The organism is Rhodoferax sp. GW821-FHT10B06 (assembly GCF_059415605.1).
Genome location: NZ_JBWKNO010000012.1, coordinates 110,984 through 125,940, shown reverse-complemented (window position 1 = coordinate 125,940; position 14,957 = coordinate 110,984). Strand labels below are relative to the sequence as shown.

Sequence of the window (14,957 nt, the reverse complement as noted above, 5' to 3'; positions counted from 1 at the left end):
TTAGTTTTTGCCGGAGTACTTGGCCAAGTTAGCCGGCGTTACCAGTTCAAATGGCACGTTGACGAAGCGCTCGACGGGCTGCTTCTTGGACAGTTTCAGGGCGGCGTCCAGCGCGCCGCTGCCTTGGCCGGCCGCGTTCTGGAACACGGTGACCTTCAGGTCGCCGGCCTTCATGGAAGCCAGGGCGTCAGGGGTGGCGTCGATACCAGCCACGATGGAAGCAGGGGTCCACTTCTTGGATGCCTTCAATGCATTGATGGCGCCGATGGCCATTTCGTCGTTATTGGCGATGATGGCGTCAAACTTCACGCCGCTGGACAACCAGTTGGTGGTGATGTCCTGGCCCTGGGTACGGTCCCACTTGCCTTCGCGCTTGTCCAGGACCTTGATGCCGCTGCAGTCCTTGGTGGCCAGCACGTCTTCGATGTCCTTGGTACGGGTGCGCGCTGCTTCATTCGACAGCTCGCCCATCAGCACCACGATCTCGCCCTTGCCCTTGAGCAGGCGGCAGACTTCCTGGGTTTGCAGGGTGCCAGAGACCACTTCGTCGGAGGCCACAAACGCCACGCCTGCGGGCAGCTTGGCAAAGTCGACCGGCTTGCGGTTTACATAGACCAGCGGGATCTTGGCGTCGGTCACCATCTTGGTGATCTTGGGGGTGACGTCGGTATCCACCGGGTTGACGATGATGGCGTCGACCTTCTGGGCAATCAAGTTCTGGATCTGGCTGAGCTGTTTGCCCACGTCGTTCTGTGCATCTTCCACTTGCACCGTGGTACCCGACTTCTTGCCGGCATCGACTACGCCGTTCTTCAGGATCGTCAAGAAAGTGTCCAGCTGGGCCATGGCCAAACCGACCTTTTCAGCATGTGCGGCCATCGGGGCCAGCATGGTGGTCGACACGGCTGCAGCGAGTAACAATTTTTTCATTTTGATGCGTCTCCGGATGGTTAAAGAACAGCGACGGTTGCGCCGTTCGGTTGGTTGGGGCTAGGGCGCAAAAATGTCCCTGACCACGATCCGTACTGTAATCACAAAAAGCCAAAATAGAAAATAAATTTCTAAGTGATTACACTTAGAGAAAAATATTTCTCTACAATTTATAGTCGCTGCAACGGGCACAGTTGGCCGTTGCGTATGCCGCCTTCTCGCCTGACGCGAGAACCCATTTCCTGATCAACCGTAGTCTGATGAGCCACCTAAACTTCCCATCCAATCGCCGCATCGATCTTGCCTGCCTGGGCCGTTTGGCCGTGGATCTGTATGCCCAGCAGTTCGGTAGCCGCCTTGAAGACGCTCGCAGCATGGCCATGTACCTGGGCGGCAGCTCGGGCAACCTGGCTTTTGGCGTGGCCCGCCTGGGTTTGAAAAGCGCCATGCTGTCCCGCGTGGGCAACGAGCAGATGGGCCGCTTCCTTACCGAAACCCTGGATCAAGTTGGCTGCGACACCAGCCAGGTGCAGGTCGACCCCGAACGCCTGACCGCGCTGGTGCTGCTGGGCCTGAAGGACCGCGATACCTTTCCCCTGCTGTTCGTGCGCGAAAACTGCGCCGACATGGCGGTGGATGCCGAGCAAATCAGCGAAGACTTCATTGCCCAATGCCGGGCTCTGGCCATCACCGGCACGCACCTCAGCACGCCCGGCACCCGCCGCGCTTCGGAGACCGCCCTCGCCTACGCCAAGAAACACGGCGTGGTGCGCGTGCTGGACATCGACTACCGCCCCGTGCTGTGGGGCCTGACCAGCCGCGGCGCCGGCGAAAATCGTTACGTAGCAGATGCACACGTGACGAAGCAACTGCAGGAAACCCTGCCCCTGTTCGACCTGCTGGTCGGCACCGAGGAAGAGTTCTTCATCGCCGGCGGCGTGGCCGACGACCTGATGGCCAGCCTGCGTGCGGTGCGCGCCATCAGCTCCGCCACCCTGGTGGTGAAGCGCGGCGCCGCTGGCTGCAGCGTGATCGAAGGCGCGATTCCCACGAATATCGACGACGCCCCCACCTTTAAGGGCGAGCGCGTCGAAGTGCTGAACGTGCTGGGCGCGGGCGACTCCTTTCTGTCCGGCCTGATGGCCAGCCTGCTGCAGGGTAAGGACTGGGCCGAATCCACCAAAGTGGCCAACGCCTGCGGTGCCATCGTGGTGTCGCGCCACGCCTGCTCGGCTGCCATGGCCACGCCGGCCGAGCTGGCCCACTGGTTCAGCGGCAGCCGCAACCCCAAGGTGGATGCCGATGAACAGTTGGCCCATCTGCACCGCGTCACCGCGGCCCGCCCCGACTGGAACGAGATGTGCGTACTGGCGTTCGACCACCGCAGCCAGTTTTTTGATATTGCCCGTGAAGCCGGTGCCAGCGACTCGCGCATTCCCGCGCTGAAAAAACTGCTGGTGCAAGCCGCCGAGCAGGTGGAAACCAGCCACAAGCTGCAAGGCCACACCGGCGTGCTGATCGACGGCGGCGACTACGGCCGCGACGCGCTGGCCAGCGCCACCGGCCGTGGCTGGTGGGTGGGCCGCCCGGTCGAGCTGCCCGGCTCGCGCCCGCTGCGTTTTGACGGTACCCGCTCGGTCGGCAGCGCACTCATCAACTGGCCAACCGAACACGTGGTCAAGTGCCTGGTGCACTACCACCCGGACGACAGCTACGAGTTGCGCCTGCAGCAAGAGCAAACCGTGCTGGAACTGTGGGAAGCCACCCGCACCAGCGGCAACGAGCTGCTGCTGGAAATCATCTGCCCCCGCGCCATGACGCCCGCCGGCACCGAAGACGCGGCCGTGCTGCGTTCGGTAAAGCGCTTCTACAACCTGGGTGTCAAGCCCGAATGGTGGAAGCTGGCGCCCATGCAGGCTAAGGGCTGGACCGAACTGGCCGCCCTGGTGGCCGAGCGCGACCCGTATTGCCGCGGCGCGGTGATCCTGGGCCTGAACCAGCCACTGCAGCACCTGGCCGACAGCTTTGTGCACGCCACCAACCCCATCGTCAAGGGCTTCATGGTGGGCCGCACCCTGTGGGCAGAACCTTCGCTAAAGTGGCTGAAGAACGAAATCAACGACGACGCCTTCAAAGACGCCGTTGCGCACAACTTTGCTACCCTCGTCAATGCCTGGCGTAACCGGAAATCTGCCAAATAAATTCGCCCATGAAAACCCAAAAACTCACCATGAGCCAAGCGCTGGTCAAGCACTTGGCCGCGCTGCAAGTCGAAATGGCCGATGGCAGCATCCAACCCTACTGCGCGGGCGTGTTCACCATCTTCGGCCACGGCAATGTGGCCGGCTTCGGCGAAGCCCTGTACGCCGAACGCGCCCAACTGCCCACCTACCGAGCCCATAACGAGCAAGGCATGGCCCACGCCGCCGTGGCCTATGCCAAGGCGCATTTCCGCCAGCGCATCATGGCCGTCAGCACCAGCATCGGCCCCGGCGCCACCAACCTGGTCACCGCCGCGGCCATGGCCCATGTGAACCGCCTGCCCGTGCTACTGCTGCCCGGCGACACCTTTGCCTCGCGCGCGCCCGACCCGGTGCTGCAGCAGATCGAAAGCTTCCAGCACGGCGACCTGAGCGCCAACGACACCTTCCGCCCGGTGACGCGCTTCTTTGACCGCATCACCCGCGCCGAGCAAATCCTGACCGCCCTGCCCCGCGCCATCCAGGTGATGACCGACCCGGCCAGCTGCGGCCCGGTCTGCCTGGCGCTGCCCCAGGACGTGCAAACCCATGCCTTCGACTGCCCCGAAAGCTTTTTGCAGCCCGGCGTGATCCACTTCCGCCGCCCACCGGCCGACACCCGCGAGCTGGCCGCTGCCGCCACACTGCTGAAGACCGCCAAGCAGCCGCTGATCGTCGCCGGCGGTGGCGTGCTGTACAGCCAGGCCTGGGACGCGCTGCGCGCCTTTGCCGAGAAACACGGCGTGCCGGTAGTCGAATCCCACGGCGGCAAGAGCAGCCTGCCCTGGGACCACCCGCTGAACCTGGGCGGCATCGGCGTCGATGGCGGCCCGGCCGCGAATGAACTGGCCCGCGAAGCCGATGTGGTGCTGGCCGTGGGCACGCGCCTGCAGGACTTCACCACCGGCTCGCACGCGCTGTTCGCCAAGGCCAAATTGTTGTGCCTGAACGTACAGAGCTTCGACGCCACCAAGTGGGCCGGCGCCGCCCTGGTGGCCGATGCCCGCGTCGGCCTGGCCCAGCTCAGCACCGCCGCTGGCGACTGGAAGGCCGAACCCGCCTGGACCACCCGCGCCCACAGCCTGGCCGCAGGCTGGGTGAAGCGCGTGACCGAGCTCACTACCGCCGTGCCCAAGGACGTGCTGCCCTATGACGCCGAAGTCATTGGCGCGGTGCGCGACTCCATTACCAACAGCGATGTGCACGACGTGGTGGTCTGCGCCGCCGGCACCCTGCCCGCCGAGCTGCACAAGCTGTGGCGCGCAACCCGGCCCGGCAACTACCACGTGGAATACGGCTACTCCTGCATGGGCTACGAAGTGGCGGGTGCCCTGGGTGCCAAGATGGCCCGGCCCGACCAGGAAGTCATCGTCATCGTCGGCGATGGCTCCTACATGATGATGAACTCCGAGCTGGCCACCTCGGTGCTGCTGGGCAAGAAGCTGATCGTGGTGATCCTGGACAACCGGGGCTACGGCTGCATCAACCGCCTGCAGCGCGCCAGCGGTACGCCCAACTTCAATAACATGCTGGACGACTGCATCCCCGAGGGCGGCAGCAGCAGCCAGATCGACTTTGCCATGCACGGCCGCAGCATGGGCGCCGATGCGGTGCACGTGAAGGACGTGGCCGAACTGAAGACCGCCATGGTGGCCGCCCGCGCCGCCACCAAGAGCCAAGTCATCGTGATCGACACCACCTATGAGCGCACTACGGCCGAAGGCGGCTGCTGGTGGGAGGTCGCCATTCCCGAAGTCTCTGAACGCCCTGCGGTGAACGAAGCGTTTGAGCGCTACACCGCCGCAAAAACTGAACAACGTATTTAAGTATTTACTCAAGAGAACCACTATGACCTGGAACGTACGCATCGGCATCAACCCCCTGTCCTGGATGAACGACGACCTGCCCTCGCTGGGCGGCGAAACCCTGCTGGAAACGGCTTTGAGCGAAGGCAAGGAAATCGGCTACGAAGGCTTCGAGCTGGGCAATAAATTTCCCAAGGACGGCCCCGGCCTGAAAGCCAAGCTGGACGAATTCGGCCTGGCCTGCGTGTCCGGCTGGTACTCCGGCTTTCTGGGCAACGACACGGTGGAAGCCGAGATCGAGCGCTGCAAGGCGCATATGACAAAGCTGCAGTACAACAAGGTGAACGTGGTGGTCTACGGCGAATGCGCCGACACCATCCAGGGCCAGATCGACACCCCCGTGTCCAAGCGCCCCAAGTTCGCCAACGACGCACAATGGAAGGCCTACGCCGACCGCCTGAACGCCTTCGGTGAGCACCTGGTCAAGACCTATGGCATCAAACTGGCCTACCACCACCACATGGGCGCCTACGTCGAGTCCCCCGCCGATGTGGACAAGCTGATGGCCCTGACCGACCCGACCAAGGTGTTCCTGCTGTTCGACACCGGCCACGCCTACTTCGGCGGTGCCGCCGATCCGGTCACCCTGCTTCAACGCCATGTGGAGCGCGTAGTTCACGTGCACTGCAAGGACGTGCGCACCCCCGTGATTGCCCAGGCACGCAACGACGGCTGGAGCTTTTTGAACGGTGTGATCAACGGCACCTTCACCGTGCCCGGCGACGGCAGCATCGACTACGAAGCCGTGCTGACCACGCTGAAGAACGCCGGCTACGAAGGCTGGCTGGTGGTCGAAGCCGAGCAAGACCCGGCCGTCGCCCCCAGCTACGAATACGCCAAGAAAGGCTACGACACGCTGCGCGGCCTGGTCAACAAGATCGGCGGCTGAGATGGTCAGCCCCCTGCTCGCCAAGGCGGCCCCCACGGGCCGCGAGATCGTCAACGTCACGCCCGAACGCGCCGGCTGGACCCATGTGGGTTTCCGCGCGGTGCGCCTGGCAAAAGGCGAATCTGAAACCGTCAACACCAGCACGCGCGAACTCTGCCTGGTGGTGCTGACCGGCACCGTCAGCGTCACCATCGACGGCCAGACCCATGCGCACCTGGGCACGCGCAAAAGCGTGTTCGAAGAAGTCTCGCCCGCAGCGGTCTACGTGCCGGCTGGCAAGACGGTAGTGGTGCTGGCCGAGACCGATGCCGAAGTCGGCCTGTGCACGGCGCCCGCTGGCAACACGCCGCATGCGGTCAAGGTGCTAGACCCCGCCAACATGCGCCGCAGCGTGCGCGGCAAGGGCACGAACACCCGCTATGTCTGCGACGTGCTGCCGCACGACGACCCCACCGCCGCCCACCTGCTGGTGGTCGAGGTCCTCACACCCGCCAGCCACTCCAGCAGCTACCCCCCGCACAAGCACGACATCGAGCAGCCACCGGTAGAAACCCTGCTGGAAGAAACCTACTACCACCGCCTGAACCCACCGCAAGGCTTTGCCTTCCAGCGCGTCTACACCGACGACCGCAGCCTGGACGAAGCCTGCGCCGTGGAAAACCACGACGTGGTGATGGTCCCGCGCGGCTACCACCCGGTGGTGGCGCCGCATGGCTACGACCTGTACTACCTGAACGTGATGGCCGGCCCGAACCGCTTCTGGGTCTTCAAGAACGACCCGGCGCATGAGTGGATGCTGGCGGCGAAGTAGTCTTTGCTAGTGATTCGATAGCTGCTAGCGCACGTTCTACCTGCGCAAGCATCCGTTTGGCTTGATACCCGCAGATAGGGCATTGCGCGCAGGCAGGCCCTGGGGTCAGATCCGAATTGCGCGCCACCTGTTCTTTGAAGCCCGCCACGCCCACCCGCATTTCGGCTCTGACCCCAGGGCCGGATGAACGTCTACTCTCAAATTAATAGCCGCTAGCGTAGGTAAATCCTGCGCTAGCGGGTGATTTGGCTTGAACCTTTGGATGGGTTGATGTCTTTGGCATCCCCGGCCGGGAGTTCGCCCCGGCGGGCGAGGTACTTCTTCTTTGCTTCGCCAAAGAAAAGTACCCAAAAGAAAGGCGAGCCGAAGTCGTCGCCCCCTGCGCTTCGCTCCGGGGTACGCTGCGTTGCTCGGTCTGGTCGGGGTCCCGCTCGAACTCGGCCTGCGGCCTCAAACAATCGCGGGCCCTGATCCGCCCAGCCCTGCGCTACTCGCCGACGCCACACGGCGTGGGAACCAACAGCCGAACAGCCAACCCCAGCCCGGCGCAGCCGGGCTCGCGCCCTAGGCGCGATGTGGCGCTGCGCGCCACCGATCCCGCTCCCCGGGGTCCCCCTCTGTATGCGCCGAGGAGCACAGCTTTGAGCGGATCAGGGCTGGCGTTGTTTGAGCGAAGCGAGTTTAGCCAGACCCCGCCCAAAGCGCGCACCGCAGGTTTCCCAGTGCGATAGCGCTGGGACGCAGACAGTGGGGGCGCCTTTCTTTTGGTGACTTTTCTTTTGCGCAAAAGAAAAGTTACTGCGCCGCCGGGCGCACATCCCGGCCGGGGATCACATGAACGTCAACGTGGTTTCAATTGTGCCCCGTAAAGCAAAGACATTCTTTGCCTGATCGATGACCGGTTACGATCGCCATGAAATACCCCTTTCAAGTGCGTACGTTGATGAAAGGCTGGGCCTCTTCATCAATACACTCTGTGGCAGATCACTGCAACCCCAACGGGCGCAATCGGCTTGGAACTGGGAAGTCCCTTTCTTTCGTTAGGACTCAGAATGGACCGACCTTGGTTGCGCGCTGCCCAGAAACTCAAATACAAGGACCCTCGGCCATTCCTTATCAACTTGAGGAAAATTAAGCTGGAGCTTGCCCAATCAGCCACGCCGGATAAAGTAAAGAACTTTCGCACAAATGGACTCAGGCAAGCGCGCGAGCAACGACAGGCTGCACTGTTCTGTGAGGGAATGAGCCAAAGGATTGGCCAGACGGTCTACTTTGCGGCGCACGAGGACCAAGACTTCGATTTCGTTGCTTCTTGGGTTGTCGGAAGTGAACAGCACGTGGCGCAAGTGCAACTGAAGGAAGTTGTCCCGAAATCATTGAACACAGAGGCGGAACTGACGTCGCTCATCCATGGACTTGCAAAGTACACAAACTCGTCAGGCCTGACCGTTGCGATCCATCTGAACCAGTCAGGAAGATTTGAGCCGAGTCGCCTGAACCTCCAGCATCTAAACGTCGCGTCAGTCTGGGTCTTCGCAGCAGCAGTTCCCGACCAATCCCTCTGGAATCTCTGGGGTAACTTCACCGAGGAGAAACCCTTTGGCAGTCAGTACGCGTACCCCACTGAGGCCTAACCCTTTGGGCTGGCGCGAGCGCCAAGGTTAAAGAAAAGAAATCCCCCTCCAGCGCACATAAAACCTGCGCAACCAGCTACAACAACCATAGCACCCGTGTCATCAAGCCTTCATCCAAACCACGCATCCTAGGCACGCGGTATGTCGCCGCGCCAGCATCTGCGAGGACTTTATGAACACTGCCGACACCACCATCCTGGAAGAAGAGTTTGAAACCCTGGGCGACCACCACCGCATGGCGGCGCACCACTTTGCTGCGGCTGCCAAATTCCATGCGCTGGCCGCGACAGCAGACGACGACGGCGATGACGAGGGCTGTGCACGCCACGCCTATGCAGCTTACCGCCACCAGCTGAATGCCGTGCAATACGCCGAAATCGCCGTGATGGACAGCGAGGGCATGGACGACGAAGACGAAGGCACTGCAGACTGACTACGCACTACAGTTGTGCATAAAAAAAGGGCCGTCTGAACGGCCCTTTTTACTTCACGCTAGCAGAGCTAGAGATTAGTACGTTCCCAGTGCGGACGGTGCGCCAGCCTTGAAGGTGTAGATGGTGATAGGCGCAGCCTTCAGGTTGCCCTTGTCGTCAAAGCCGAACGTGCCCGACATACCCTTGTAGGAAGTCTTGTAGATCTCGGCGCCGACCTTTTCGGAGTCCACTGCACCAGCCTTCTGGATGGACTGGCCCACGAACATGGTCTGGTCATAGAACGAAGGAGCGTACGCATCGGGGTCGATGTTGAAGCGCTTCTTGTACTTGGCCTTGAAGGCGGGGCCTTCAGCCGTCTTTTCCAGCACCGCACCACCCTGGGCGCAGAACACGGTGTCGGTCGCGGCATCACCTGCCAGCTTGCCCAGTTCAGCCGTGCAGATGGCGTCGCCACCCAGTAGCTTGGCGGTCACACCCAACGACTTCATCTGGCGCACCATGGGGCCAGCTTGTGGCGCGTAGCCGCCCAGCAAGATAACTTCAGGCTGCTTGGCCTTCAGGCTGGTCAGGATGGAGGAGAAGTCCGTTGCCTTGTCGGTGGTGAACTCTTGGCCCACAATTTCCAGGCCCAGCTTCTTGGCTTCTTTAGAGAACTCGTCTGCCAGGCCTTGGCCGTAGGCGGTGCGGTCATCGATCAAAGCAACCTTCTTGACCTTCATGATGTTGGCCGCATAGAAGGCCAGGCGTGCGCCGATTTCGTTGTCGCCGGCCATGATGCGGAACAGGTTCTTGTAGCCACCCATGGTGACCTTGGGGTTGCTGCCCACGGTGGACACCACCACATTGCCTTGGCTGTACACGCGCGAAGCGGGGATGGCCACGCCCGAGCAGTATGGGCCCATCACGAACTTGACGCCTGCGTCCACCAGCTTCTGGGCCACGCTTACGCCGGACTTGGGGTCGCACTGGTCGTCTTCGGACTCCAGCTCAAACTTCAGGGTCTTGCCGCCGACAACCATTTTCTTGGCGTTGAGGTCTTCAACTGCCAGGCGTACGCCGTTTTCATTGTCCTTGCCGATGAAAGCATTGGGGCCAGACAAGGGGCCGGTCACACCGATTTTGACGATCTGGTCTTCTGCGTACGCGCCGCCGGCCATTGCCATTGCCATGGCGCCAACAAGTGCGATCTTCGTGAAAGTAGGTTGCATGAACTCTGTCCTAGAAAGGGATTGGGTTAAGACTTACACAGTGTCTGATTCAAGGGCTTGTAACCATCGACAGGGCACCGGGTAAGACATATGTGAAGCTTGTAATAGGCCACCGCTGGACTGTAGGCTCTAACGGCCGGGTCGCATGGGCGGGTTTGTTCTGATTGAAGCAAATATGAGCGCAAAGAAGGTCGGCTAATGTTGGCAATATCCTTTCAAGAGGTATGGCGCTGGGCAGCGCCTGGTGTGGAGACCATTGCAGCAAGCGTGCCAACCCGTGTTGGCGTCAGCGGCACCCGGGGCACGGGCGGCGTCCAACCCAGTAAAAACTGGGTGGCGGCGCCGCACACGCGGCCCTGGCAGGCGCCCATACCACAGCGGCTGTGTAGCTTGGCATCGGTCCAGCCGGAGCAGGCGGACACAGCGGCGTAGGGCACGTCTTCACAGCGGCAGACCAGGGTGTCAGCCTGCGGCAAGCTGCGCAACTGCGGCTGGAGTGCAAAACTGTGCGCCAGCTGCTGCGCAAAGCGGTCCCAACGTGCACGCTCCGGCCAGCGCTGCTGCGCCGCAGCCTGCTGGCCCACGGCCGCATGGCCGGCGACTGCGCCCTGGGCCAATGCCCGCTCGCTACCGCCTATACCTGTGCATTCGCCTGCGGCATACACATTGGGCACGCTGGTGGCCTGCCAGGTATCAACCTGCAGCGCCTGCGCGCCTGTTGCGGTAGGTACCAGCGCGCAGCCCAAGAGCTGGCCCAGCTGGATATTCGGCACCAGCCCAAAACCACAGGCGACGCGGTCGCAAGCCAGCTCCACAATGCTGCCGCCCTGCTGCAACCGCACCGACTCCACCCGGCCCTGGCCCTGCACCGACAGCACATACGAAGACGTGCGCCAGCCGGCCTGCAGCAGACCCAGCGCTTGCACCGCTTTGCCAGGCCAGCGCGGCAGCTGTGCCGCAAAACCAGCCATGGCTGCCGCGCTGGCCTGCTCGGCCACGCGCAACACCTGGGCACCCGCTTTGCGCGCGGTAGCCGCCACGGCCAGCAATAAAGGGCCGCTGCCGGCCACCACCACCCGCTCGCCGGCGACAGGTAGGCCGGACTTGATCAGCGCCTGCAAGCCCCCGGCGCCGGTCACGCCGGGCAAGGTCCAGCCCGGGAAAGGCAACAGCAACTCACGTGCGCCGGTGCTCAGCAATAGCTTGTTCCACTGGATGGACCAGCCGCGCTGCGCATCTTCCAGCAATAGGGTCTGGGGCGCGGGTGCAGCCACTACGCGGGTGGCGCTGAGCCAATGCACATTGGCACAGGCAGCCACCTGCTCACGCATGTGGCGTGCAACAGGCGGTAATTGGGCACCGGGGCCATCACGCCAGATCTGGCCGCCGGGCAACGGGTTGTCGTCCACCACCACGATGCGCGCGCCACTGGGCGCCGCGGCCAGCGCCGCCGCCATGCCTGCCGGACCTGCGCCGATGATGAGCAGGTCGCAGGATTCGTGGATGGGCAAGTTGTGCGTCATAGCGTTCTCTCCACCTGCATGCCCTCAATGCACAGGGTCTGGCAGGCCAGCTGGCGCTGACCGTCCACGCTGACCCGGCATTCCTGGCACACGCCCATGCCGCACAGGGGCGCCCGCGCATCCCCACGCACGGAAATGCGCGCTACGCCATTACCCGAAATAGCCAAGGCCACCGCCACGGTGCAGCCCATAGGCACGGCTACCGGCTGGCCATCGATATGCAGATTCACGCGCATACCGCCTCCTTGAAACGTTGCAAGCCGTAGGGGCTGGCATCGATGGCGGCCGTGCCGCCGGTCATCTGGGCCGCCAGCAGCTGGGCACTGCCCAGCGCAGTGGTCACGCCCAGCCCTTCGTGGCCCACCGCCAGCCACAGGCCTTCACGCATGGGGTGCGGGCCCAGAATGGGCAGGCTGTCTGGCGTGGCGGCACGCAAGCCGGTCCAGGCGCGGATGGCATTCAGCCCGGCTAGGCCCGGCATGTAGCCCAACGCGCGTTGCAGCATGGCTTGCAGCATGTGGGCCTCAACATCCATGTCCGTCGTGTCGAACTGGCGTGAGGAGCCCAGCAGCAGTTGGCCCGTCGGGCGCGGCTGCAGGTTAAAAGCCACGGAAGGCCCTTCGCTATGGTGCGAGCTGGTGATGTAGCCCAGCTCCACCAGTTGGTGGTGCACGGTACCGGGGTAGCGGTCGGTGATCAGCAAATGGCCTTTTTTGGGGCGTATCGGCAAATCAGAACACAGCGTGGTGGCCTGGATGCCATTCGCCAGCAGGATCTGTGGCGCCTGGCGGTAGCTGCCGTCGGCCAGGCGCACGCGCTGGCCGTCTATCGCCGTGACTTCGGCGTGCTCAACTTGGATCTGCGTGCCGCCCTGCTGCAACAGCCAGCGCGCCGCATTGGGTGCGTAGACGATGGCGTCGCCCGGCACCACCAGCCCGCCAGCCAGGCCTGGGCGCAGCGCCGGCTCGGCCTGGGCCAGGGCGGCAGCATCCAGCAAATGGCTGGCAATGCCGTGCTGCTGCATGCGCTGGCGCTTGTCCTCGGCGGCGGCCATTTCCTCGGCGTTGGCGGCAATCCACAGCGTGCCGCAGCCGCTGTAGGCGCAGTCGGCTGGCATCTGCGGTACCAGGGCTTGCCACAAGTTGACCGAATACCGGCTCAGGGCCAGCTCCGCCGGGTTGTCGTCCATCACCACCAGGTGGCCCATGCCGGCGCCGGTGGCGCCGCCCAGTTGCGCGTCGAGCACCAGCACCTGGTGGCCGGCATGTGCCAGCGCATGGGCGCAGGCCGCACCCACAATGCCGGCGCCGATGACGATGGTGTCGGCGTTCATCCTAGTACCCCGACTCGGAAGTGGAGGAACACAATGAAAGTGATGGATTAGCCACTAGGGCAAGGCGTAAAACGCAGACATAGCTGTGGCTATGGCGAGGCTTTGCAACGCCGCCATGGGGGCGAAGACGCGCTTTCATGTTCCGATACTTCCGAGTCGGGGTACTAAGGTGATGCCCCAGCCGAAGGGATCGTCCTCGGCCACTAGCAAGGTACTCTCGGCACAGACATGGGCGCGGCCGCGGATGGTTGGAATCACCTGGCCGTTGTCTAGGGTGTAGGACGCCTCGAAGCGGCTGCCGATCACGCTGGCCTGCTGCCAAATGGCACCCGGTGCCAGCTTGCCATCCGCCGCCAGGCAGGCAATCTTGGCGCTGGTGCCGGTACCGCAGGGCGAGCGGTCGTAGGCCAGGCCCGGACACAGTACAAAGTTGCGGCTGTCGGCGCCGTTATCGTCCGGGCCGAACAGTTCGATATGGTCGATTTCGGCGCCCTCGGCACCGGTGATGCCCTGCGCACCCAAGGCCTCACGCAGCGCGCTGGCGTAGCGGGTCAGGCCGGCCAACTGCTCGCTGGCCACGGTCTGGCCATGGTCGCTAGCCAGGAAGAACCAGTTGCCGCCCCAGGCCACGTCGCCATGCACCAGGCCGTAGCCCGGTACCTGCACAGCCACCTGGGTTGCATAGCGGTAGGCCGGCACATTGCGCACGCTGACCGAGCCATCCGCGTGCAGAGTGGCCTCCACCGTGCCCACCGGGGTTTCGATCTTGTGCACGCCGGGCTGGATGCGCCCCATGTGCGCCAGGCTGACCACCAGGCCGATGGTGCCGTGGCCGCACATGCCCAGGTAGCCGGTGTTGTTGAAGAAGATCACACCAGCGGCCGCATCGGCGGCCACGGGTTCGCACAGCAAAGCGCCGACGATGACGTCGTTGCCGCGCGGCTCCAGCACGGTGGCGGCCCGCCACTGGTCGTGCTGGGCGGCCAGCAAGGCGCGGCGCTCGGCCATGCTGCCAGGGCCGAGGTCAGGGAAGCCGCCGATGACCAGGCGGGTGGGTTCGCCACCGGTGTGGGAGTCGATGATGTGGATGCGCTGCATGGCAAAGTCTCGTGGAGCTTGGATCAGGTATTTTGTCGTTTTGCTTGTCGGCGCAGTAGCCAGGCCTGGCCCTCCCCGACCATGCCGCGCCGGAAGAAGGACACGCAGACAATAAAGGTCAGGCCGATGATGATGGTGACCACGCCGCCCAGCTCGGCCAGGTAGTTTTGCAGGCTGACCACCAATGTGGCCCCGACCACCGGGCCCCAGCCCGTGCCCAAACCGCCCAGCAGCGTCATCAGCAAAACCTCGGTCGAGGTGCTCAGCATCACGTCGTTCAATGCCGACAGCTGCAGCACCAGCGCCTTGAGCGAACCTGCCAGGCCAGCAAATGCCGCCGACAGCATGAAGGCGTGGAGCTTGCAGCGGTCGATGTCATAGCCCAGAGACACCGCACGGGGTGCGTTGTCGCGCAGCGCCTTCAGCGCCTGGCCAAACGGTGAGTGCACGATGCGGTGGATGGCCAGAACGCCCGCCACAAACACCGCCAGCGTGAAGTAGTACATGTGCGCGTCCACCGACAGGTCGACCAGGCCCAGCAGCTTGCCGCGCGGAATGCCCTGCATGCCATCCTCGCCGCCGGTCCACTTGATTTGCACCGCAAGAAAGTAGGCGATCTGCGACAGCGCCAAGGTAATCATCGAAAAGTAAATGCCGGTGCGCCGGATCGCCAGGGTACCAATCAACCAGCCGATGGCGGTGGCCACCAGCACCCCGGCCAGAATAGCCAGTTCGACCGGGAAACCATTGCCCGACAGCTTGATCATCAAAATGCCCGTGGTGTAACCCGCCCAGCCGAAGAAGGCAGCATGGCCAAAAGACACCAGCCCGGTAAAGCCAATCAGCAGGTTGAAAGCCAGGGCAAACAGCGCATAACACAGCACCTTCATGACGAAGACCGGGTAGGCGATTTCGGGAAACACCGGCACCAGCAGCGCCGGTAGCAGCAAGACCAGCAGGATGCGGATAGGGGTTGGAATGTTTTTCATGGC

13 protein-coding genes are annotated in these 14,957 nt (G+C 63.2%); 6 read left to right on the top strand and 7 right to left on the bottom strand.

Annotated features, from left to right (window positions below; all coding sequences use genetic code 11):
* On the bottom strand, positions 1 to 930 hold the full coding sequence (locus tag AC07O2_RS18265) for a sugar ABC transporter substrate-binding protein (protein ID WP_495077169.1): 930 nt from the start codon (positions 928 to 930) through the stop codon (positions 1 to 3).
* A 260-nt stretch (positions 931 to 1,190) separates the two neighbouring features.
* On the opposite strand from AC07O2_RS18265, the gene AC07O2_RS18260 reads away from it, so the two are divergent.
* From AC07O2_RS18260 to AC07O2_RS18235, 6 genes are all read left to right on the top strand, one after another.
* The gene (locus AC07O2_RS18260; protein ID WP_495077168.1) at positions 1,191 to 3,131 is read left to right on the top strand and encodes a bifunctional 5-dehydro-2-deoxygluconokinase/5-dehydro-2-deoxyphosphogluconate aldolase; all 1,941 of its coding nucleotides are present in this window, start codon (positions 1,191 to 1,193) and stop codon (positions 3,129 to 3,131) included.
* Positions 3,132 to 3,139: 8 nt separating this feature from the next.
* A complete protein-coding gene (gene iolD / locus AC07O2_RS18255; protein WP_495077167.1) occupies positions 3,140 to 4,996 on the top strand; it encodes a 3D-(3,5/4)-trihydroxycyclohexane-1,2-dione acylhydrolase (decyclizing) in 1,857 nt (618 codons plus the stop codon).
* Positions 4,997 to 5,018: 22 nt separating this feature from the next.
* Complete coding sequence (iolE, locus tag AC07O2_RS18250) at positions 5,019 to 5,924, top strand: myo-inosose-2 dehydratase (protein ID WP_495077166.1); 906 nt, start codon at positions 5,019 to 5,021, stop codon at positions 5,922 to 5,924.
* A 1-nt stretch (position 5,925) separates the two neighbouring features.
* Positions 5,926 to 6,735 carry a 5-deoxy-glucuronate isomerase gene (gene iolB, locus AC07O2_RS18245; protein WP_495077165.1) on the top strand — a complete coding sequence of 270 codons (810 nt, stop codon included), beginning with the start codon at positions 5,926 to 5,928 and terminating at the stop codon, positions 6,733 to 6,735.
* 1,052 nt (positions 6,736 to 7,787) lie between these two features.
* Positions 7,788 to 8,369: a hypothetical protein gene (locus AC07O2_RS18240; RefSeq protein WP_495077164.1), complete on the top strand. Its 582-nt coding sequence runs from the start codon at positions 7,788 to 7,790 to the stop codon at positions 8,367 to 8,369.
* A gap of 172 nt (positions 8,370 to 8,541) precedes the next feature.
* A complete protein-coding gene (locus AC07O2_RS18235) occupies positions 8,542 to 8,802 on the top strand; it encodes a hypothetical protein (RefSeq protein ID WP_495077163.1) in 261 nt (86 codons plus the stop codon).
* A gap of 75 nt (positions 8,803 to 8,877) precedes the next feature.
* On the opposite strand, the gene AC07O2_RS18230 is transcribed toward AC07O2_RS18235, so the two are convergent.
* The 6 genes from AC07O2_RS18230 to AC07O2_RS18205 form a co-directional block, all read right to left on the bottom strand.
* A complete protein-coding gene (locus AC07O2_RS18230) occupies positions 8,878 to 10,011 on the bottom strand; it encodes a branched-chain amino acid ABC transporter substrate-binding protein (protein WP_495077162.1) in 1,134 nt (377 codons plus the stop codon).
* A 215-nt stretch (positions 10,012 to 10,226) separates the two neighbouring features.
* A complete protein-coding gene (locus AC07O2_RS18225; RefSeq protein ID WP_495077161.1) occupies positions 10,227 to 11,534 on the bottom strand; it encodes an FAD-dependent oxidoreductase in 1,308 nt (435 codons plus the stop codon).
* Positions 11,531 to 11,770 (bottom strand): (2Fe-2S)-binding protein, encoded by a 240-nt coding sequence (locus AC07O2_RS18220; protein ID WP_495077160.1) that lies wholly within the window; start codon positions 11,768 to 11,770, stop codon positions 11,531 to 11,533. Before AC07O2_RS18220 ends, AC07O2_RS18225 begins: the two co-directional genes overlap by 4 nt.
* Positions 11,761 to 12,867: an NAD(P)/FAD-dependent oxidoreductase gene (locus AC07O2_RS18215; RefSeq protein ID WP_495077159.1), complete on the bottom strand. Its 1,107-nt coding sequence runs from the start codon at positions 12,865 to 12,867 to the stop codon at positions 11,761 to 11,763. The genes AC07O2_RS18220 and AC07O2_RS18215 overlap by 10 nt, the downstream gene beginning before the upstream one ends.
* Positions 12,868 to 13,002: 135 nt before the next feature.
* Positions 13,003 to 13,965, bottom strand: coding sequence for a 4-hydroxyproline epimerase (locus AC07O2_RS18210; protein ID WP_495077158.1), 963 nt, complete (start codon positions 13,963 to 13,965; stop codon positions 13,003 to 13,005).
* 23 nt (positions 13,966 to 13,988) lie between these two features.
* Complete coding sequence (locus tag AC07O2_RS18205; protein ID WP_495077157.1) at positions 13,989 to 14,954, bottom strand: branched-chain amino acid ABC transporter permease; 966 nt, start codon at positions 14,952 to 14,954, stop codon at positions 13,989 to 13,991.
* Positions 14,955 to 14,957 lie beyond the last annotated feature (3 nt).